The organism is Flavobacterium sp. 1355 (genome assembly GCF_017833415.1).
Classification (GTDB): Bacteria; Bacteroidota; Bacteroidia; order Flavobacteriales; family Flavobacteriaceae; genus Flavobacterium.
Genome location: NZ_JAFICC010000002.1, coordinates 145,023 through 166,886, shown reverse-complemented (window position 1 = coordinate 166,886; position 21,864 = coordinate 145,023). Strand labels below are relative to the sequence as shown.

Here is a 21,864-nt window from a genome sequence, read left to right as displayed (position 1 = left end):
AGAAAAAAACCTGAAAGTTGGAGCTTTCAGGTTTTTGTTTTTAAAGATTTAATACAAAATCATTCAATAATTTTTCTTCGTATTTCTCTTTATTAAAAGTATAGAGATAAGATCCTTTTCTTGAAGACTGCATATCTTTTTCTTCCAGTTTATTCAGGATTTCAAGAGAATTGATCTTGCTAATAAAATTTCGTTTGTCTAATTCCTTGCTTAAAATTGCTTCATATAATTCTAATAATTGACGCATTGTAAATTTCTCAGGCAGTAACTCAAACCCAATTGGTTTGATAGAAGTTCTGTAACGCAATCTTTTAATGGCGTGCTGCACCATTTCATTATGGTCAAAAATTAAATTAGGCGCTTCGCCCACACTAAACCATTGTGCATGATAATTTTTAATAAGTTCGGCATTATGGTTTTCGATATTTATCAATGCATAATAAGAAACCGAAATAGTCCTTTCGACAGGATCACGGTTAATTTCACTGTAAGCATGCAATTGCTCCATGTAAATATCATTTAATCCCGTATAGGTATTTAAAACTCTGATAGCTGCATCGTCTAATACTTCATCGCGTCTTAAAAACCCCCCCATAAGAGACCATTTTCCTTTCTCTGGTTCAAAGTCCCTTTTTATCAAAAGTATTTTCAGCCCCTCATTATCGAATCCAAAAATGATGCAATCTACTGCTAATAAAGCTTTATCAGCAGAGCTATAACTGTTTAGCATATTCAATTTTTTAGTGTAAATATATAAACTTCCTTATTCGTTTCATAATTTATTAATGTGTATAATACACTTATATAAATAACCTTTCAAAAATAGTCTTAAAAAATGATTCTTATTATAAAAATAAGTTCAAGATTTTCTTTTTTAATTTTTTTTAGTAGAAAACAGGACAGTTAAGGATAGTTTTTTGATTTAAAGTGTTCACAATGTCTAAAAAATCGTGCGATATAATAAGATTTTATGTACAAAAATAACAATATTTATATTTTTAAATACTTATAAAACAGATATTTTACAAAATTTTATCAACACTTGATTTTTGCTTAAAAAGTGGCTTTTTATCAAAAAGTGTAGTTTTTACACAAATAAAGCCATAAAAAGATCATTTTTTTAAAATAATATCAAACTTTAAATGTTTGTTTTACACTTAAATTGCGATATGCATTTTTTTTCACACCTTTTTTTATGATATTAATTTGTTTTTAAGCTTTTTTTTTATTTAAATTTACAAATGTAGAATTAACACTTATACTTTACTTAACTAAACCAACTTAAAAACCACTATGATAACAAACCAACAATTACTTTTTTATTGCAATTTTTTATTGCCAGGAAAAAAATGGATTTTAGCATTATTAATGCTGCTGTTTTCTGTTAATCAAATGTCGGCTCAGGGCAAAACGATTAGCGGAATTGTTACCTCCGGACAGGACAATCTGCCATTGCCGGGCGTAAACATTATGATAAAAGGAACCAAGACAGTCGCAGTGACTGGTTTTGATGGAGAGTATATAATTAAGGCATCGCAAAATGATGTTTTAGTTTTTTCATTTATAGGATTTAATAACAAAGAAATAACGGTAGGAAACCAATCAACAATTAATGCCGTTTTGACTGAAGACACCAATAAACTTAATGAGGTAGTCGTAATAGGTTACGGTACACAAAAGAAAGCCGATCTTACAGGATCAGTAAGTGTAGTAAACATAGAATCGGCAAAAAAGACAGTCACTTATGATGCAGCAAAAATGCTTCAGGGACAGGTTGCAGGCGTAACAGTGCAATCGTCAGGAGAACCGGGAGGATTTGTAAATATCAAAATTAGAGGAATTACTTCGTTTACAAATAATAATCCTCTTTTTGTAATTGACGGAATTATGGTCGATGCTCCTTATGATTTTGCTCCTGGGGAGATAGAATCTATGCAGGTTCTTAAAGATGCATCTTCGGCAGCAATTTATGGTGTTCGAGGTGCCAACGGAGTGGTCATCATTACAACCAAAAAAGGAAAAGCAGGCAAAATGGATGTTAAATTCAAATCAATTGTCGGCCTTCAGAATGTGACCAAAAAATGGGATGTTACCGATCGTTTGGGTTACCAGAAAATTACGAGCGAAGCAGAGCGCAACAGGGACAGAAGAGCAGGTGTTACAGAGAGCATTGCTCCGGGTAATGATCCGACAAATGCGGCTTATATCGCAAATGTCAATACAGACTGGCAGAAGGAAGCTTTGCAGACAGGTGTTGTACAAAATCAGGCATTGACTTTGGCCGGAGGAGCAGAAAATATAGCGTATAGTTTTAATGTAGATTATTTTAAAAACACAAGTTACGTTAGAACGCCTCAGGACTATGAGAGACTATCAACCAACCTGAACCTGAATGGTAAAAAAGGACGTTTTAAATACGGGTTTAAATTAGGATACACACAATCTGACAAAGAAATTTTTAATGAATACAATGCCGGACAAACAGTAATCAGTGATATATTGGGTGCTATTCCTACAATGCCGGTTTATGATTCAAACAGACTTGGGGGGTATGGCGGAACTGATAATCTGACACAAAGAGCTATTTCAATGAATCCGATAGGATTTAATAATCTCATAGAAAACAGTGGAAAAAGAAATCGCTTTCTTGGAGATATCTGGGGAGAAATTGAAATCGTAAAAGGTCTTAAATATAAACTGGATGTAAGCTACGACAGAACGGACTGGGAAAACAGAAAATTTATGCCGCCAAGTGATTTGGGCTGGTATTATATTACCACTAATGATGAAGCTTCACTTGATGTTGCCAATGGCCATGAATTGAGAACTTTTATGAATAACTTGCTAACCTATGAACTTTCTTTCGGCAAACACAAAATAGATGCATTAGCAGGCTGGATACAGGAAAGAAGAGACAATTATAACCATTGGTCAAAAGGCGTAGGTTTTCTTCCTGGAGAAATCAGTAAACTTCAATACGCAGATTCAAGAGATGCGGGAGAAACAGAATTTACAATTACGGGAATATCGTACATCAGCAGGTTAAATTATTCTTATGATGACAAATACTTGTTACAAGCCAATTTTAGACAAGACAAAACCTCTCTTTTCAGCAAGATCAATAATTCTGCAAACTTTTACTCTTTTTCAGGAGGATGGAAAATCAGTAATGAAAAATTCATTCACCTTCCGGAATGGGTAAGCAACATAAAACTTCGCGCAGGTTATGGTACATTAGGTAATAATACTATTCCACAATATTTCTTTGCATCGACTGTAAATAGTTTTGCAGGGTATGATTTTGAAAATGAACTTGCACCGGGAACTACAGTTGTAAGTGCACTCGATCCAAATGTAAAATGGGAGAAAACAACCAGTAAAAATATCGCTTTAGAATTAGGCTTTCTGGATAATGACCTTCAGTTTACGGCTGAATATTTTACAAAAAAAGTGAACGATATTTTGGTTAAGGTGCCTTTGCCATTCTCTAACGGAGCTTTTCCGGCAGAAATTTTTACAAATGCAGGAGACATGAAAAATTACGGGCTGGAGTTTACAGCTTCTTACAGTAATCATCACAATAAATTTAAATATGATATCGCGGCTAATTTTGGTACGCTGAACAATGAAGTAACCAAAATAGGAGTAAACGGAAATCCACTTTACGGTACGTTTGCAAAAACAGAAGTAGGAAGATCTGTTGGTGAACTTTTTGCATGGGAGGCCATCGGAATTTTTCAAAGCGCTGCTGAGGTAGCCGCTTCTCCAACACAAACAGGAGCCGCACCTGGAGACATTAAATTTAAAGATGCAAATGGCGACGGAAAAATTACCGATGCAGACAGAACCTTTCAGGGATCAGCAATCCCCAAATATGGTTTTGGACTGAATTTTAGTGCATCCTATTCCAACTTTGATTTTTCTATGTTTTGGCAGGGAAGCGGAGGGAATAAAATATTTAATGCGATGTACCGAAATTTAATGATTGGTCAATACACCAATCATCATACAGATGAATTGAATTACTGGACACCTACAAATACAAATACAAATGTTCCGGCACCTGTTATTGGTGATCCTAACGGAAATGCAAGAGAATCAAACCGATTCATAGAAAGTGGTGATTATGTAAGATTACAAACGATGGAAATTGGTTATACAATTCCTCTAAAAGATCAATTTATTCAGAAAGCCAAAGTTTATATTAATGGACAGAACTTACTGACTATTACAAAATATAAAGGTTATGACCCTGATTTTATTAGTGATGGATTGCTGTCAAGAGGCTATGATGGAGGATCTCTTCCAAATCCGAGAACAATTTCTTTAGGAGTAGAAGTAAATTTCTAAACAGGTTTAACCCATTAAAACGTATTAAAATGAAATATAAAATATACAACTATATAGCAGTTTTCTTTTCTCTCGCTTTGGTAACCACAAGCTGTGTTGAAGATGAAGATTTAGAACAGCTTGACCCAAATAACAATGCTGTTGACTCTTTTTGGAAAACAGGTGATGACGCATTGTTAGGTGTAAATGCAACTTACGGAAGTTTATTAACAGACGGTACTTATATGAGGAGTACGCCATTATTGCTAGATGCAAGAGCAGACGATGCGCGTACCAACAGCCCTTGGGCGGCAATGTACAATGCAGGGCATTTTAACTCAAATGTAGCCGATGCGGCCATATATGGCTGGGCTTTTGAAACATATTATCAGGGAATTTATCGCGCCAATCAGGTGCTGACAAACGTTCCCGGAATTGAAATGGATGGAGCATTAAAAAACAGAATTTTAGGACAGGCCTATTTCTTAAGAGGATTGTATTTATTTCACGCTGTAAATTTGTTCAAAAATGTACCAATACCAACCGAACTGGCAGTATATTATCCACAAAAATCTAATGAAGAGGGCTGGGCTCAGGTTATCGCTGACTTTAAATCTGCAGCAGAATTACTTCCAGTTTCTTATACAGGTGTTTCGGGCCCTGATGCAGGTCAGAAAGGACGTGCAACAAAAGGAGCCGCTTTAGGATATTTAGGAAAAGCCTATCTGTTTACCAAAGATTTTACTAATGCCAGAACAACTTTTAAGCAAGTTATAGACTTGGGCGTTTACTCTTTAGTATCTAACTATCGTGATAATTTTACCACAGTGAATGAAAACAACTCCGAATCCCTTTTTGAAGTACAATTTAGCAGAGATGCCGGCGGGGTTGAATTAGGCTGGGGTGGTGCGCCAACATCCGGATGGGGAAAAACCTCCGGACGTGCAATTACGTATGCACCAAGAGCTTTTGGATGGACAGATGTACAGCCTTCATGGGTGCTGTTTAACGAATATCATGACGAAAAAACAAAGACAGGAGATCTTGATCCGCGTTTAGATGCGACTATATTTTACAATAAACCGGGAACAAAATTATACGGTAGAGATTTTGCCACCTTCTATGCATCAAGTCCGGCAGACCTGAACGACATATTCTGTAGAAAATATCAAAATTCGGATGGAGAATTTGCAGACGAATACGATTGGCGTTCCGGTATAAACGAACGTTTGTTAAGATATGCTGATATTCTTTTAATGTATGCCGAATGCTTAAATGAAACAGGAGATACCCCCGGAGCTTATACCTACATTCAAATGGTAAGAAACAGAGTTGGATTACCAGATTTAGCTATCACAAAACCCGGAATGACCCAGGATCAGATGAGAGAGCAAATTGGCCACGAAAGATTCTTGGAATTTCCTCTTGAAGGACATCGTTTTGACGACATACGCCGTTGGGGGTGGCTGCAGAATGCTGCAAAACTCGCATGGTTAAAAACAAGAGATGCCGAATTTAATTCTTATACCGCTGGTAGAGAATATTATCCGATACCACAATTAGAAAAGGACAACAATCCTGGAACTGTGCAAAATGATAGTTATTAAAAAATAATTTTTAGCCTCAGTTCACAGTGCGACTGAAGACTGAGACTGACTAAGATTTGAATTAGTTAGTTTAGTTAATATCATATGGCAAATGAAAATCTGTCATGTGATATTATCTTAAAAAAGAGTGAGATTATAGAGTAATTAATTTTTACAGTAACTAAATTTTATCACAAATGAAAACAATTACAAGTTTGGTTTTATTAGCAGTATTATTAGTAGGTTGCCAGAATGAAGATACTATAATCCCTTCGAATGATGAGACAGCTGCGGCAGCAGAAACTCAAAATTCTCAGGTAAAAAATATAACAGCAAAAACGGTTAGCGGAAATGTGCCATCACACGACCCAAGTACTATTATAAGAAGCGGTGTTAATTACTATGTTTTTACAACTGGTGATAATATACCCATGACCTATTCAAGAGATTTGATCAATTGGAGCTGGGGAACATCAGTCTATACTTCTACTCCCAGCTGGATAGCCGGATACGTTCCGGGGTTTACAAAAAATTTCTGGGCACCGGATGTTGCATGGTTTAATAACAGATGGAACATGTATTATTCATGTTCGACTTTTGGATCTGCGACTTCGGTTATTGGGCTAGTAACAGCGCCATCAATTTCTCAAAGTGCAGGAACAACCTGGACAGACAGAGGTGTGGTGGTTTCTTCTAATTCTACTTCAGACGTGAACGCGATTGATGCTTCTATTTTAGTAGACGGAAGTAATGTATATATGGCTTACGGTTCGTGGCATGCCGGTATTGGCGTGGTTCAGATTAATCCTTCGACAGGAAAACCAACCGGAACAAGAACCATTGTGGCGGGCGGAAACCATGCTTCATGGGAAGCTCCCTGTTTGATCAAAGAAGGAAGTTATTACTATATGTTTGTAAACAGAGGTTCCTGCTGCAATGGCGTTAACAGTACCTATTATATTGTGGTTGGCCGTTCAACAAGTCCTTTTGGGCCTTTTACAGATAAAAACGGAGTGAATTTAAGAAATGGCGGCGGAACTACGGTTCTTGCTTCTCAGGGAGATTATATCGGACCCGGTCATTTATCCAGAATTACAGGAACCCAGAAAGGAGCCGTTCATTATTATAACAAAGCAGACAATGGAAATCCAAAACTTGAAATTGTTTATTTTACATGGTCATCAGGATGGCCGACACTTTCTTATTAACTTTAATATAAAGAGGAAGTTTTCATAAAACCTTCCTCTTTATAAACTTTTAAAAATACATTATGAAAAAAGCACTTTTAATCACCTTTCTTATTACACTTTGTAATCAGGTAAGTTTCGCTCAAAATCAAACAACAGTAGTAACCATTAAAAACACTACAGATGCACCAAAGATTGACAAAAACATTTACGGGCATTTTGCAGAACATTTAGGGCGCTGTATTTATGGAGGATTTTTTGTTGGAGATACTTCAAAAATACCAAATACAAAAGGAGTGAGAAATGATATTATCGCTGCTTTAAAAGAGTTGAAAATTCCAAATTTAAGATGGCCTGGCGGCTGTTTTGCAGATACCTATCACTGGAAAGACGGAATTGGACCTCAGGAACAAAGACCGACTATTGTAAACAAATGGTGGGGCGGTGTAACGGAGGATAACAGTTTTGGAACTCATGATTTCCTGAATATGTGTGAGCTTCTTGGAGCAGAACCGTATTTGTCTGGAAACGTTGGAAGCGGAACGGTTCAGGAATTGTCTGATTGGGTTCAGTATACCAATTTCAGCGGTAGAAGTCCGATGAGTGATTTGCGTAAAAAAAACGGAAGAACAAAACCTTGCAAAGTTAAATTCTGGGGAATTGGAAATGAGGCCTGGGGATGCGGTGGAAATATGACGGCAGAATATTATGCCGGAGAATACAGAAAGTTTGCAACCTTCATGTCTGATTGGGAAAATACTGGTGGAATTACAAGAATTGCATCAGGATCAAACAGCTCTGATTATAACTGGACAGAAGTTTTAATGAAAAACATTCCGCTAAATATGTTAGGCGGAGTTGGAGTACACCACTATGCCGTAATCGACTGGGGCAAAAAAGGAGATGACAGAAACTTTACTGAAGAAGGTTATTTTAAAACCATGCAATCCGCTTTAAAAATGGAAGAACTGGTTACAAAACATTCTGCTATCATGGACAAATACGATCCTGAGAAAAAAGTAGCGATGATCGTTGACGAATGGGGAGGATGGTATGAAGTTGAGAAAGGAACAAATCCTGGATTTTTATACCAGCAAAATACCATGAGAGATGCGGTTTTGGCCGGATCGACTTTGAATATCTTCAACAATCACGCTGACAGAGTAAAAATGGCAAATTTAGCACAATGTGTTAACGTTTTACAAGCAGTGATCTTAACAGACAAAGCCAAAATGATTACAACGCCAACATATCACGTTATGAAAATGTACAGCGTTCATCAGGATGCAAAATTATTGCCGATAAGTTTTACTTCTCCAAATTATACTTTTAATGGAGAAACACTTCCTGCAGTTTCAGTATCGGCATCAAAAGATAAAAACGGGGCAGTTCATATCTCATTAGTAAATGTGGATGCAAAAAATAAAAATAAAATAGAAATTGATGTGAAAGATCTTGGAGTAAAAAACTTTACAGGAATGGTTATAACATCTGCCAAATTGCAAGATTATAATTCATTCGAAACACCAAATAAAATTGTACCAACCGTTTTTAAAGGTTTCGAAAACAAAAAAGGAAAACTTGAAATTACTATTCCTCCTTTCTCAGTAGTTGTTTTAGAAGGAAAATAAAAGATATAAAGATGAAAAAATCCAATTCCATTATAAAAGTTGCATACATCGTGCTGTTGTTAATTGCTCTCGCAGTTGTCAGCTGTTCAAAAGATGATCCTGCAGCACCGGATAATCCGAATCCGCCTGTAGTAGTTGATCCGCCAGTGGTAACACCAGCTTTTCCGGGATCCACCTATGCAGATAATTATACTTCCATTTCAAGTTGGGGAAGCAGATCACAATGGAATTTGGCCAACGTTCATGATCCATCAGTAGAAAAATCCGGAGAATACTATTATATGTACCAAACGGATGCTTCTTATGGAAATGCACACGAAGGCAACGGACATTTTTTCTACAGAAGATCAAAAGATTTAATCAATTGGGAATTTATGGGATCTTCAATGACGCAGGCTCCGGCCTGGGTAAAAGATTCTTTGAATAATAAAAGAGCAAGAATGTCGCCTGCCCTTCCTCCTATCGAAAATCCGAATTATGGATATTGGGCGCCCTGTGTTCGTAAAGTGGGAAATAAATTCAGAATGTATTACAGTATTGTTGTGACAAACCCGATTGTGGGAACTGACACCAATACTTCCTGGACAGAGCGTGCTTTTATCGGTCTGGCCGAAACAGATGATTTGGCTTCGAACAATTGGGTTGACAAGGGAATGGTTGTTTGTTCTGAACCTGACGGAGTAAAAAGTTACGTAAGAAATGGAGGAAATGATTGGGATGCTTATTTTAAATTTAATGCCATAGATCCAAGTTTTATAGAAACCTCGGAAGGAGATCAATATTTGATTTACGGTTCATGGCACTCCGGAATAGCCGCTTTAAAACTGAATCCAACAACCGGAAAACCAGACCAGTTAAAAACAATTGATGATTACGGAATACGAATTGCTGGACGCGGAAATGTTAACACAAACCGTTGGCAGGCACTTGAGGGCCCGGAAATTATCTACAATCCAGAGACGCAATACTACTATTTATTCCTGGCTTATGACGAATTAGCAGTGGCGTATAATACACGTGTTGCAAGATCAAAAAGCATTTTAGGGCCTTATGTTACAAACACAGGAATCAGCATTACAAATGGTGCCGAATGCTATCCGATGCTGACACACCCGTATTCATTTAAAAATCATACTGGCTGGGTTGGTTTTGCACATTGTGCTGTTTTTCAAAATCCTGATACCAAAAAATGGTATTATGCATCGCAGGCTCGTTTGCCGGAAGGCGTTCCCGGAATTGCAGTTTCAAATGCTGTTATGATGGGACATGTTCGCGGTATCGAATGGACAGAAGATGGCTGGCCGGTTGTAGAAGCAGAACGTTATGCCGGAGTTCCGACAACGACTATTTCTGACGCAAATTTCATTGGAACCTGGGAACAGATTACCATGAATTACCAGTACAAAACCCTTCAAAAATCAGTGACATTATATTTAACAGCCGATAAAAAAGTGAGCGGTGATGCAAACGGAACCTGGTCGTACGACAGTTCCAAAAAAATCTTAACCGTAAATGGGGTAAAATGCAACGTAACAGATGCCTGGGATTGGGAATCAGCAACCCGAAAAGTAACGATTAGTTATACGGGATTAACCACAACGGGATTACCAGTTTGGGGTAAAAAAGTGAATTAGAAAATCCCAAGTTTTAAATTCCAAATCAAAAAACAAAAAATAACATAGATTCAAGAAAGCAGTTTGGATTATTAAAAGCTCCGTAGGAGCATAATGTTTATAGCCAATCATTATTGTCGTTGATAAAAGCTCCAGCGGAGCGACATCTAAGTTTTTTTAATTGACGAAAATATGTCACCCCGCTGGGGTTCTTGTGAAAAAACAAATAGAATTTCTATAAACATGTCGTCCCGCTGGGACTTACTTTATAATAACTTAAAAAAAGAATTAAAGATCAAAAAATCTGCTCCCGATAGCTATCAGGGACTGCGTGAAAAAAGAATTAACGCATAGAAAATATGTCTTAAAAGAAATTATAATGAAAAACCTAATTACAATCCTGTCACTTCTGGTTTTGATTGCTTTCTGCACAACAGCAGTGGCGCAAATTAACCCTGCAAAATTCAATAATCCGATTATTAAAGATCAATACACAGGTGATCCTGCGGCATTGGTTTATAAAGACAAAGTGTATTTGTATGCCGGTCATGATGAGGCACCAAAAGATTTTTATTTTTATAAAATGAATGAATGGGTGGTCTATTCTTCGTCGGATATGAAAAAGTGGGAATCACATCCGGTGCCTTTAAAAACAACTGATTTTACATGGGCAAAAGGCGATGCATGGGCTTCGCAGGTAATAGAAAGAAACGGAAAGTTCTATTGGTATGTTACAGTCGAACATGGTTCTGTGCAAGGAAAAGCTATCGGAATTGCCGTTTCTGACAGTCCAACCGGGCCTTTTAAAGATGCATTAGGAAAAGCTTTAATCACCAACGATATGACCAAATTTAGCAATATAAGCTGGGACGATATCGACCCCACAGTTTATATAGATACAGATGGACAAGCCTATTTGTTTTGGGGAAACACAGCCTGCCATTATGCCAAATTAAAAGACAATATGATCGAATTAGATGGACCGATTCAGCATATAAAAGAGTTGCCAAATTTTACAGAAGCGCCCTGGATTCACAAACACAAAGACTGGTATTATTTGTCATACGCTTATGAATTTCCCGAAAAAATCGCTTACGCCATGAGCAAGTCAATTACAGGTGCATGGGAATTCAAAGGCATTTTGAATGAGATTGCCGGAAACAGCAACACCAATCATCAGTCGATAATTGATTTTAAAGGGCAGTCGTATTTTATCTATCATAATGGCGCAACACAGCCAGACGGAGGAAGTTTCAGAAGATCAGTTTGTGTTGATAAATTATATTATAATAAAGACGGAACAATGAAACGTGTAGTAATGACGTCTGAAGGAATTCAGTAAAAAGTATTCAGTCGCAGTCACAGTTTTCAGACCAAGCTTAAATTTCTTATATCACTTATATGGTTTATAAAAACATAAAATATACACTTTCTGTTTTGATGATGCTGATAATGTCGGCCTCATTTTCGCAGGAAATTGTCGTTCACGATCCGGTTGTCATCAAACAAAAAGACACTTACTATTTGTATTGTACAGGCAACGGAATCAGTGTTTTCAGTTCCAAAGATTTAAAAAAATGGGATAAACAGCCTCAGGTTTTTGCAGAAAAACCAGTTTGGGCAGATGGGGTTGCAGCCGATTTTAAAAATCATATTTGGGCGCCGGATATTTCATTTCATGACAATAAATATTACCTCTATTATTCTGTTTCGGCTTTCGCCAAAAACACATCGGCAATTGGCGTAGCGACGAATACGACTTTAGATCCAAAAGATAAAAATTACAAATGGGTCGATCAGGGAATCGTTATTCAGTCACAACCCAACCGCGATATGTGGAATGCCATAGATCCGAATTTAATTTTTGACGAAAACAATACGCCATGGTTGTCTTTTGGTTCTTTTTGGGAAGGATTAAAAATGGTAAAACTAAATCCGGATTTAAAATCGATTGCACAGCCTCAGGAATGGCACACGATTTCGAAACGCAAAAGAACTTTTGAATTAGCTGATTCTGATCCCGGTGATGGCGCGCTTGAGGCTCCGTTCATCTTTAAGAAAAATGGTTATTATTACCAGTTTCTTTCTTGGGATTTATGCTGCCGCGGAGAAAAAAGCACCTATAAAGTCGTTGTTGGAAGATCCAAAAATGTGACCGGACCTTATGTAGATAAAGATGGAAAGCCATTAAATGAAGGCGGTGGCAGTTTAGTAGTTCAGGGCGACGAAAATTACTTTGGCGTTGGCCATAACAGTGCTTATACATTTGATGAGAAAGATTATATTTTTTACCATGCTTACGAAAAGAAAACCAACGGAACGCCAAGATTAATAGTTAGAGAAATGCTTTGGGATGCTGATTTATGGCCCGTTTTGAAATAGAATTATAGAGTAAAGAACAGAGAATATAGAACATAGAGTAAAGAAACAAGAATCAAGATTTTGCCACAGATTAAAGGATTAAAAAGATTAGAAAAAATCTGCTGAATCTGCCAGATCTGCGAGAAAAAACAAAATAAAAATCCGTTTTTATCTGCGTTTTCACTTTAGTGAATCAGTGTAATCCGCGTGGCATAAAACACATTAATTATAAAAAAATGAAGTTCAATTTAATTACTAAAATTACCCTTTGTGGTTTATTGCTTAACGGCTTTTATGCCTCGGCACAAAAAAATAATCTTCAGGTGGATGCTGCCAAAACCGTGACCAAAATTCAGCCGACGATGTACGGAGTATTTTTCGAAGATATCAATTTTGCAGCTGATGGAGGTTTGTATGCTGAAATGATAAAAAACAGATCGTTCGAATTTCTGTTTCCAATGATGGGGTGGAATGAACCTAACAGCGATCGTCATAAATTGAATCAGCAATCGGGAATTGCAAATGTGATTCAATATTCTAAACAAGGAACCAATCATAATTACTGCAGAGTTACGCTTAATGATGCCAGCGGTTATCAATTGGTTAATGAAGGCTTCAGAGGAATGGGAATCAAGAAAGATTTGAAATACAATCTGACTTTAAAAGCTTCAAAAATATCTGGAAACATTTCCAAAATTATATTTCAGTTTATTGATAAAGATGGTAAAGTTCTTGGAGAAACTTCGGTAGTTCCAACATCAAAAGACTGGACAGATTACGCCGCTCAGTTAACTTCTACAGCAACAGAAGCCAAAGCGAAACTAAAAATAACTTTTGAAGGAAATGGGGTTATCGATCTGGATAATATTTCACTGTTTCCTGAGGATACCTGGGCAGGAAGAAAAAACGGACTTCGTAAAGATTTAGTACAATTATTATACGATTTAAAACCAGGATTTTTACGTTTCCCCGGCGGATGTATTGTAGAAGGAAGAACTTTGGCAGAACGTTACCAATGGAAAAAATCGGTTGGAAAAGTTGAAGATCGAGAAACTGCAGTAAATCGTTGGAACATGGAATTTGCGCATCGTCCTGCTCCGGACTATTTCCAGAGTTTTGGTTTGGGATTCTTTGAATATTTTCAGCTTTCAGAAGATATCGGGGCATCACCACTGCCAATTCTTAGCTGTGGAATGGCGTGTCAGTTCAACACCGGGCAATTGGTTCCAATGGATCAAATCGATCCTTATGTGCAGGATGCATTAGATTTAATTGAATTTGCAAATGGCGATCAAACGACAGCCTGGGGTAAAGTTAGAGCCGATATGGGACATCCAAAGCCATTCAATTTAAAATTCATTGGCGTTGGAAATGAGCAATGGGGACCCGATTATATCGAGCGTTTCAAAGTGTTTCAAAAAGCCATCAAAGCAAAATATCCAAACATTACAATTGTGTCCGGAACAGGACCGTTTCCTGACGGAGATTTCTTCGATTATGGCATGGCAGCACTTAAAAAACTGAATGCAGAAATTGTCGACGAGCATTATTATAAAGACCCGGCATGGTTCCGTAAAAATGTAACCCGTTATGATAATTACGACCGTAAAGGGCCGAAGATTTTTGCCGGAGAATATGCAGCACAAAGTGTAGCAATCGCAAGTCCGGAGAATAAAAACAACTGGGAATGTGCTTTTTCTGAAGCCGCTTTCATGACCGGAATGGAGCGTAATGCTGAGGTGGTTCATTTGACATCTTACGCGCCTCTTCTGGCTCACGAGGAAGGCTGGCAATGGACACCAGATATGATTTGGTTCAACAATTTACAATCCTACGGAACACCAAATTACTATGTTCAAAAATTATTTTCAAATAATAAAGGGACTGATTTAATCGCGATTACAAAAGACGGAAAAGCAGTTACAGGGCAAAACGATTTGTTTGCATCGGCAGTAAAAGATGTGAATTCGAAAGAAGTAATCCTGAAAATTGTGAACACTGCTGCAACGGCTCAAAATGTTTCAATTGATGTAAAAGGAGCAAAATTAGACACCAAAGGAACGGCACTAATTTTAAAAGGAGACGGAATAAACGATGAAAATTCTTTTGCGTTTCCAACTAAAATTAGCCCGAAAGAAAGTGAATTTAAGCTGAGCGGAAGTAAAATTCAGTATGACTTTCCGGCGTACTCGGTTACGGTTTTGAAAATAAAGATGAAATAATCGCAACAGAATAAATGTAAAACTAACGTTTATTTCTGGTTTTAATCTTAAAGGTTTGTTTTGATGCATTATCTGTAAAAATTAGCAAGCCTTATTTTGTTAAGTGTTTTTTATACACTTATAAAGTATTTATAATTATATTTGTTGTCATTAATAAATGTATTTCGAATGAAAAATTACGTTATAGGATTGGACTATGGAACAGATTCTGTTCGAGCGGTGCTGATAGATACTGAAAATGGGCAGGAGTTGGCATCAAATGTTTCTCATTACAAAAGATGGAAAAACAAACAATATTGTGACGCGTCGATCAATCAGTTTCGTCAGCATCCTTTAGATCATATAGAAGGCTTGGAAATTACAATTCAAACCGTTATAAAAGAAAGCAAAGTAGATCCTTCGCAAGTGCGTGGTATCTGTATTGATACAACAGGATCTTCTCCGGTACCAGTTACTAAGGAAGGAATTCCACTGGCTTTGACAAAAGGTTTTGAGGAGAATCCAAATGCCATGATGGTGTTGTGGAAAGATCATACTTCGATCAACGAAGCAAACGAAATCAACGAACTGGCAGTGAGCTGGGGCGGAGAAAACGTAACTAAATATGTGGGTGGAATTTACTCATCTGAATGGTTTTGGGCAAAAATATTGCACATCGCCAGAGAAGATGATTCGGTTCGAAATGCAGCGTACACCTGGATGGAGCACTGCGATTTAATGACGTATTTGTTAATTGACAATAAAGATTTAAAAACCTTTAAAAGAAGCCGTTGCGCTGCGGGTCACAAAGCCATGTGGCACGAAGACTGGAATGGACTTCCTCCGGTTGAATTCTTAGAAAAATTACACCCTTATTTAGCACAGCTTCGCGGAAATTTATATGATGAAACCTATACTTCAGATTTAGTTGCCGGAAACTTAAGCAAAGAATGGGCAGATCGTTTAGGACTTACGACTGATACAGTTGTAGCTGTTGGAACTTTTGATGCACATTCAGGAGCAGTTGGAGCAAAAATTGGCGAAAACACTTTGGTTCGCGTTATGGGAACTTCAACCTGTGATATTTTGGTTGGTTCTTATGATGAAGTAGGAACAAAAACTGTTCGCGGAATCTGCGGTCAGGTTGACGGATCTGTGATTCCTGGATTTATTGGTCTTGAAGCAGGACAATCTGCTTTTGGAGATTTATTAGCCTGGTACAAAGAATTATTGATGTGGCCAACAGAACAATTATTAGGTTCTTCATCAATTTTAAATGATACTCAAAAAGAACAATTGAGAGAAGAATTCAGTGATAAACTAATTGTTGAATTGACGAAAGAAGCTGAAAAGATTCCGCTGTCAGAAAGTATACCAACCGCTTTAGACTGGATCAACGGACGCAGAACTCCGGATGCCAATCAGGAACTGAAAAGCGTGATTTCAAACTTATCCTTAGGAACAAAAGCACCTCATATTTTTAAAGCTTTGGTAAATGCAATTTGTTTTGGATCTAAAAAAATTGTCGATCGTTTTGAAGAAGAAGGAGTGAAAATAGACAGCGTTATCGGAATTGGCGGCGTTGCCCGTAAATCACCTTTTATCATGCAGACTTTGGCTAACGTTTTAAATAAACCAATCAAAATTGCAGCTTCAGATCAGGCTCCGGCTTTGGGAGCAGCAATTTATGCTGCTGTAGCTTCTGGAGTTTATTCAAATGTAATTGAAGCCAGTCAAAAAATGGGAAGTCCTTTTGAAAGTGAATATACACCACAACTTGACAAAGTTGCTATTTACAACAAATTACTTTTAGCATACGACCAATTAAGCACTTTTGCAGATCCATCTATTAAAATTACAGAAAATGAGTTCTCTTTATAAAGCTTTAAAGCAAGAATGCTACGAAGCGAATATGCAGTTGAATGCATTGAACCTGGTAGTATATACTTTTGGGAATGTTAGTGCGGTGGACAGAAAAAATGGTGTCTTCGCCATCAAGCCAAGCGGGGTTCCTTATGAAGATTTAAAACCGGAAGATATCGTAATTGTAGATTTTGATAATAATGTTATTGAAGGAACAATGCGTCCGTCATCTGACACCAAAACACACGCCTACTTATATAAAAGCTGGCCAAACATTGGTGGTGTTGCACATACACACGCGACCTATTCTGTAGCTTGGGCGCAATCGCAACAAGATATTCCAATTTTTGGAACTACGCATGCCGATCATTTAACAGCCGATATTCCCTGTGCTCCGCCAATGGCAGATTCGCTTATCGAAGGAAACTACGAACACAATACCGGAATCCAGATTTTGGATTGTTTCAAAGAAAAAAATCTTTCTTACGAAGAAGTCGAAATGATTCTGATTGGAAATCATGGTCCATTCGCCTGGGGAAAAAATGCAGCAAAAGCTGTGTACAACAGCAAGGTTTTAGAAGTCGTAGCCGAAATGGCATACCTGACTTTACAAATAAATCCAAATGCGCCAAGATTAAAAGATTCCCTAATAAAGAAACATTACAACCGTAAACACGGAAAAGATTCGTATTACGGACAGTAGAAAAGTTTGTTTCAGGTTTCAGGTTTTTTTTTGTTTCAAGTTGTTGGAACGTGAAACCTGGAATTTGAAATAAATACAACAAAAATAATAACATAACAATAAGTTTTCCGCATTTCAAAACTTGAAACCTGAAACAAAGAAAACTTGAAACAAAATAAAAAAAAATGATTGATATCTCTCAGAAAGAAGTATGGTTTGTAGTAGGAAGCCAGGAATTATACGGTGAAGAAACTTTAAGAAAAGTAGCGGAGCATTCGCAAATAATTGCAAAAGGATTAGATGGGGCGTCTACTATTCCGGTAAAAGTGGTTTATAAAGATGTGGTAAAATCACCTTCTCAAATTTTAGATGTTTGTTTGGCAGCCAATTCGGCTAAAAACTGTATCGGAATTATTGCCTGGATGCATACTTTCTCTCCAGCTAAAATGTGGATTGGCGGATTGAGCATTCTGAAAAAACCATTATGCCATTTACACACACAATACAATGCTGAAATTCCGTGGGGAACAATCGATATGGATTTCATGAACCTGAATCAATCCGCTCACGGAGATCGTGAATTTGGTTTTATCATGTCAAGAATGCGTAAAAAACGCAAAGTCGTTGTTGGACATTGGGAAGACGAAAGAGTTCAGAAAAAATTAGGCATCTGGACAAGAGTAGCTTTAGGATGGGATGAACTTCAAAACTTAAAAGTAGCCCGTATTGGAGACAATATGCGTGAAGTTGCCGTAACAGAAGGAGATAAAGTAGAAGCGCAAATCCGTTTCGGAATGTCGGTTAACGGTTTTGATTCTTCGGATGTTACGAAATATATTGAGAAAGTTACCGATAAAGAATTAAATGATTTATTGGCAGTTTACGAGCAATCCTATACTTTGACAGATGCTTTAAAAGAAGGTGGAACGCAAAGAAGTTCATTAGCGGAAGCGGCAAAAATAGAATTAGGTTTAAGAGCTTTCCTTGAAGAAGGAGGTTTTGGCGCTTTTACAGATACGTTTGAAAATCTTGGTGTTTGGAAACAATTACCAGGAATCGCAACACAAAGATTAATGGCTGATGGTTACGGTTTTGGTGGAGAAGGAGACTGGAAAACGGCTGCAATGGTTCGCGCCTTAAAAGTAATGAACGTTGGTCTTGAAGGAGGAACTTCTTTCATGGAAGATTACACCTACCATTTTACACCTCAAAAATCATACGTTTTAGGATCACATATGTTGGAAATTTGCCCATCTATTGCTGATGGAAAACCTTCTTGTGAAATACATCCTTTGGGAATTGGCGGAAAAGAAGATCCTGCTCGTTTGGTGTTTAATTCACCAGCTGGAGATGCAATCAATGTTTCTTTGGTAGATATGGGAACCCGTTTCCGTTTGATTGTAAACGAAGTTACAGCAATTAAACCAATGGCTGAATTACCAAAATTACCGGTTGCAAGAGTTTTATGGGATTGTAAACCAAACCTTGAAATTGCTGCAACAGCATGGATTTTGGCAGGAGGAGCGCACCATACGGTTTACAGCCAGTCGCTGACAACAGAATACATGGAAGATTTTGCTGATATCGCCGGAATTGAATTATTGGTTATTGATGAAAAAACTACCGTAAGAGACTTTAAAGATAAAATCAATGCAAACGAAGCTTATTATCATTTGTTTCAACATGGGCTGTAATTTTTAGGGACAAAGATTCAAAGTGGCAAAAGTTCAGAGGTTTTATTTTGATTATAATTGCTACTTTTAACATCTAACATCTAACCAATTTAAAATATTATTATGAATGTATTAAAACGTTATATTTTTGGAATTGGCCTATTAAGTTTGGCTTTCATTTCAGTTCAATGCAAAAACGATAAAAAAATGGATGACACTATAGTTTCTTCAGATAAAAAAGCGACAGTTACAATCGAAAAATCTTCTTATGGAAAAACAGCTAAAGGAGAACAAGTAGACAGCTATAAGCTGAAAAACCAAAACGGGATGGAAGTTGATATCATCACTTTTGGCGGAAGAATTACAGATTTGAAAGTGCCAAATAAAGACGGTGTTTCTGAAAATGTAGTAATCGGATTTGATAATTTGGCTCAATACGAAAAAGAAAATCCATTTTTTGGAGCTTTGATCGGAAGATACGGAAACCGTATTGGCAAAGGAAAATTCACTTTAGATGAAAAAGAATATCAATTGGCCATAAACAATGCTCCAAATGCTTTGCACGGTGGACCACAAGGATATTTTAATGTGGTTTGGAAAGCGGATGAGGCAAAATCCGGAGATGCAGCAACTTTAAAATTATCTTACTTAAGTAAAGATATGGAAGAAGGTTATCCTGGAAATTTGAAAGTTTTTGTGACTTATACTTTGACAAATGATAATCAATTAGAAGTTTTATACGAAGCGACTACAGATAAAAAAACAGTTGTGAATTTAACACAGCATTCTTATTTCAATTTATCAGGAGATTTTACTAAAACAATCTTAGATCACGAATTGACTTTAAATGCAGATAAAATTGTTCCGGTTGATGCGACTTTAATTCCGACAGGAAAATTAGATGATGTTGCCAATACACCTTTCGATTTCAGAACACCAAAATTAATTGGAAAAGACATCGAAGCTAAAAATGAGCAATTAGAAAGAGGAAAAGGTTATGATCACTGCTGGGTATTGAACAATCCTGAAAAAGGAAAAACAATCATAGCAAAAGTATATCACGCAGCAAGTGGACGAATCATGGAAATGACAACAGACGAACCTGGAATTCAGTTTTACTCTGGAAATTTCCTTGACGGAACGTTACCAATGCCAAAAGGCGGTACGTTCGCACACAGAACAGGTCTATGTTTAGAAACAGAACATTATCCTGATTCTCCAAACCAGAAAAACTTCCCGACAACGGTTTTAAACCCGGGAGAAAATTATAAAACTAAAACTACTTTTAAATTCTCTGTGAAAAAATAGTTTTGGAATTATGTTAATTAGTTAGTAATTCTCTAAGAAACCTCGAAAGTTATGCTTTCGAGGTTTTTTATGGGGGAATTTTTCGCCACGAATTTCAGTAATTTTCACGAATTGACTACCTCATTTTTGTCATTTCGACGAAGGAGAAATCTCCACGAGAAGCTCTACAAAGATTGGATTTCGTTGCGGAATTACTTGCGAAGATTTCTCCTTCGTCGAAATGACAACATTGGTAAGAACTTTGCGCCTTCGCGACTTTGTGAGATTAATTCACCGGCATCTTTAAAAATTATAACTTAGCGACAGCAAAAAAACGATAATGAAACATCTATTCAAAGCAGAAGTAAACTGGACTTCAAATCAAATTCAGGAAGATTCAACAAAGAGATTTTACAGCAAAAGTCATCAAATTAAAATAGAAGGAAAACCAATTTTATATGTCTCTGCCGCAAAAGCTTTCAAAGGCGATCCGGAATTATACAATCCCGAAGATTTATTATTGAGTAGTTTGGTTTCATGCCACATGATGTCCTACTTATATGTATGCTCTCAAAACGGTATAGAAGTTTTAGAATATTCAGACCATGCCGAAGCCACGCTTGAAGTTTCTGCAGATGGAAGCGGGCGTTTTGTTGAGGTTCGATTATATCCGAAAGTAAAAATTGCCAATTCTGATAAAATTGAGTTGGCGGTCGAACTTCATGATAAGGCGAATCAATTGTGTTTTATTGCAAATTCTTGCAATTTTCCAATCCTACATAATGCGAGTTGTGAGTTACATGATAAAAAGGCAGGTCAAAAAGGAGAGTATTGAATTGTGAACAGTTATAGATAAACACATATAAAAAAAGAAATTTTCTTATTACGGAAAACCATAAACTAGATAAGTTTATAAAGTTTACATTTGGAATGCATAATATGAACCCTCAAAAATGAAAAATATTGTTTTCCTTATTTTATGCTTATCTAATATGGTGACTGGTCAAGTAAGCTCTTATAATAAAGGACTTAAAAAGTACGCGGTTGTGACAGATTCTTGGTTTTTAAATAAAGGTGTAGAAACATTTGCTACCAAACAAAATCCGGTTGGTTATAAAGAAAGTTATGATGAAATGAAAAATGTATTGTTTTATTTTAATTCAGACATTATGGAACCTGAAGTAGATGAATCTCTAATTGATAATACTGTGGAAAGCTTGCATGATTTCCAAAATTTAAGCAACTCGCTAAAAATTGAGTGGTCAAAAATTAATATGATGTGGCGGGCTAAAGATTATCAAATCAATTGGATCTGTGGTAACGAACTTAATGTAATATTGATTAAAAAAATTCAAAAATAAATAGCCTTTTTCTATTTTATTGGTCGGTTTTTTATCTATAAAAGATCATTGTTTATGATGACTTATAATTTAAGTTATTTTATAATAATG

General features: G+C 36.7%; 15 protein-coding genes. 14 read left to right on the top strand and 1 reads right to left on the bottom strand.

The window, feature by feature from the left end; genetic code table 11:
• Window positions 1–40: 40 nt before the first annotated feature.
• Window positions 41–730 carry an NUDIX hydrolase gene (locus JOD96_RS03120; protein WP_209562809.1) on the bottom strand — a complete coding sequence of 230 codons (690 nt, stop codon included), beginning with the start codon at window positions 728–730 and terminating at the stop codon, window positions 41–43.
• Between the two features lie 563 nt (window positions 731–1,293).
• On the opposite strand from JOD96_RS03120, the gene JOD96_RS03115 reads away from it, so the two are divergent.
• The 14 genes from JOD96_RS03115 to JOD96_RS03050 all read left to right on the top strand — a co-directional run bounded on the left by JOD96_RS03115 (window position 1,294) and on the right by JOD96_RS03050 (window position 21,774).
• Window positions 1,294–4,350, top strand: a complete 3,057-nt coding sequence (locus JOD96_RS03115; protein ID WP_209562808.1) for a SusC/RagA family TonB-linked outer membrane protein — start codon at window positions 1,294–1,296, stop codon at window positions 4,348–4,350.
• Window positions 4,351–4,379: 29 nt separating this feature from the next.
• Window positions 4,380–5,936: a RagB/SusD family nutrient uptake outer membrane protein gene (locus tag JOD96_RS03110; protein ID WP_209562807.1), complete on the top strand. Its 1,557-nt coding sequence runs from the start codon at window positions 4,380–4,382 to the stop codon at window positions 5,934–5,936.
• Window positions 5,937–6,112: 176 nt separating this feature from the next.
• Window positions 6,113–7,123, top strand: a complete 1,011-nt coding sequence (locus JOD96_RS03105; protein ID WP_209562806.1) for an arabinan endo-1,5-alpha-L-arabinosidase — start codon at window positions 6,113–6,115, stop codon at window positions 7,121–7,123.
• 62 nt (window positions 7,124–7,185) lie between these two features.
• The gene (locus tag JOD96_RS03100) at window positions 7,186–8,733 is read left to right on the top strand and encodes an alpha-N-arabinofuranosidase (protein WP_209562805.1); all 1,548 of its coding nucleotides are present in this window, start codon (window positions 7,186–7,188) and stop codon (window positions 8,731–8,733) included.
• An 11-nt stretch (window positions 8,734–8,744) separates the two neighbouring features.
• Complete coding sequence (locus tag JOD96_RS03095) at window positions 8,745–10,367, top strand: arabinan endo-1,5-alpha-L-arabinosidase (RefSeq protein ID WP_209562804.1); 1,623 nt, start codon at window positions 8,745–8,747, stop codon at window positions 10,365–10,367.
• 358 nt (window positions 10,368–10,725) lie between these two features.
• Window positions 10,726–11,688, top strand: a complete 963-nt coding sequence (locus tag JOD96_RS03090) for a glycoside hydrolase family 43 protein (protein WP_209562803.1) — start codon at window positions 10,726–10,728, stop codon at window positions 11,686–11,688.
• Window positions 11,689–11,747: 59 nt separating this feature from the next.
• On the top strand, window positions 11,748–12,728 hold the full coding sequence (locus JOD96_RS03085) for an arabinan endo-1,5-alpha-L-arabinosidase (protein ID WP_209562802.1): 981 nt from the start codon (window positions 11,748–11,750) through the stop codon (window positions 12,726–12,728).
• Window positions 12,729–12,943: 215 nt separating this feature from the next.
• Complete coding sequence (locus JOD96_RS03080; protein ID WP_209562801.1) at window positions 12,944–14,929, top strand: alpha-L-arabinofuranosidase C-terminal domain-containing protein; 1,986 nt, start codon at window positions 12,944–12,946, stop codon at window positions 14,927–14,929.
• 168 nt (window positions 14,930–15,097) lie between these two features.
• On the top strand, window positions 15,098–16,789 hold the full coding sequence (locus JOD96_RS03075; protein ID WP_209562800.1) for a ribulokinase: 1,692 nt from the start codon (window positions 15,098–15,100) through the stop codon (window positions 16,787–16,789).
• On the top strand, window positions 16,773–17,474 hold the full coding sequence (locus tag JOD96_RS03070) for an L-ribulose-5-phosphate 4-epimerase (protein WP_209562799.1): 702 nt from the start codon (window positions 16,773–16,775) through the stop codon (window positions 17,472–17,474). The genes JOD96_RS03075 and JOD96_RS03070 overlap by 17 nt, the downstream gene beginning before the upstream one ends.
• Window positions 17,475–17,638: 164 nt before the next feature.
• Complete coding sequence (gene araA, locus JOD96_RS03065; protein WP_209562798.1) at window positions 17,639–19,147, top strand: L-arabinose isomerase; 1,509 nt, start codon at window positions 17,639–17,641, stop codon at window positions 19,145–19,147.
• Window positions 19,148–19,249: 102 nt separating this feature from the next.
• Window positions 19,250–20,434 (top strand): aldose epimerase family protein, encoded by a 1,185-nt coding sequence (locus tag JOD96_RS03060; RefSeq protein WP_209562797.1) that lies wholly within the window; start codon window positions 19,250–19,252, stop codon window positions 20,432–20,434.
• A gap of 319 nt (window positions 20,435–20,753) precedes the next feature.
• The gene (locus JOD96_RS03055; protein WP_209562796.1) at window positions 20,754–21,248 is read left to right on the top strand and encodes an OsmC family protein; all 495 of its coding nucleotides are present in this window, start codon (window positions 20,754–20,756) and stop codon (window positions 21,246–21,248) included.
• Window positions 21,249–21,366: 118 nt separating this feature from the next.
• Window positions 21,367–21,774 (top strand): hypothetical protein, encoded by a 408-nt coding sequence (locus JOD96_RS03050; protein WP_209562795.1) that lies wholly within the window; start codon window positions 21,367–21,369, stop codon window positions 21,772–21,774.
• The last annotated feature ends 90 nt before the right edge of the window (window positions 21,775–21,864 follow it).

Excerpts from the sequence above, each read along its gene's own strand:
- JOD96_RS03110 (WP_209562807.1), top strand. The coding sequence starts at position 4,380 with ATGAAATATAAAATATACAACTATATAGCAGTTTTCTTTTCTCTCGCT.
- JOD96_RS03080 (WP_209562801.1), top strand. The coding sequence starts at position 12,944 with ATGAAGTTCAATTTAATTACTAAAATTACCCTTTGTGGTTTATTGCTT.
- JOD96_RS03060 (WP_209562797.1), top strand. The coding sequence starts at position 19,250 with ATGAATGTATTAAAACGTTATATTTTTGGAATTGGCCTATTAAGTTTG.
- JOD96_RS03055 (WP_209562796.1), top strand. The coding sequence starts at position 20,754 with ATGAAACATCTATTCAAAGCAGAAGTAAACTGGACTTCAAATCAAATT.
- JOD96_RS03050 (WP_209562795.1), top strand. The coding sequence starts at position 21,367 with ATGAAAAATATTGTTTTCCTTATTTTATGCTTATCTAATATGGTGACT.
- JOD96_RS03095 (WP_209562804.1), top strand. The coding sequence starts at position 8,745 with ATGAAAAAATCCAATTCCATTATAAAAGTTGCATACATCGTGCTGTTG.
- JOD96_RS03085 (WP_209562802.1), top strand. The coding sequence starts at position 11,748 with ATGGTTTATAAAAACATAAAATATACACTTTCTGTTTTGATGATGCTG.
- JOD96_RS03115 (WP_209562808.1), top strand. The coding sequence starts at position 1,294 with ATGATAACAAACCAACAATTACTTTTTTATTGCAATTTTTTATTGCCA.
- JOD96_RS03070 (WP_209562799.1), top strand. The coding sequence starts at position 16,773 with ATGAGTTCTCTTTATAAAGCTTTAAAGCAAGAATGCTACGAAGCGAAT.
- JOD96_RS03105 (WP_209562806.1), top strand. The coding sequence starts at position 6,113 with ATGAAAACAATTACAAGTTTGGTTTTATTAGCAGTATTATTAGTAGGT.
- JOD96_RS03120 (WP_209562809.1), bottom strand. The coding sequence starts at position 730 with ATGCTAAACAGTTATAGCTCTGCTGATAAAGCTTTATTAGCAGTAGAT.
- JOD96_RS03090 (WP_209562803.1), top strand. The coding sequence starts at position 10,726 with ATGAAAAACCTAATTACAATCCTGTCACTTCTGGTTTTGATTGCTTTC.
- araA (WP_209562798.1), top strand. The coding sequence starts at position 17,639 with ATGATTGATATCTCTCAGAAAGAAGTATGGTTTGTAGTAGGAAGCCAG.
- JOD96_RS03100 (WP_209562805.1), top strand. The coding sequence starts at position 7,186 with ATGAAAAAAGCACTTTTAATCACCTTTCTTATTACACTTTGTAATCAG.
- JOD96_RS03075 (WP_209562800.1), top strand. The coding sequence starts at position 15,098 with ATGAAAAATTACGTTATAGGATTGGACTATGGAACAGATTCTGTTCGA.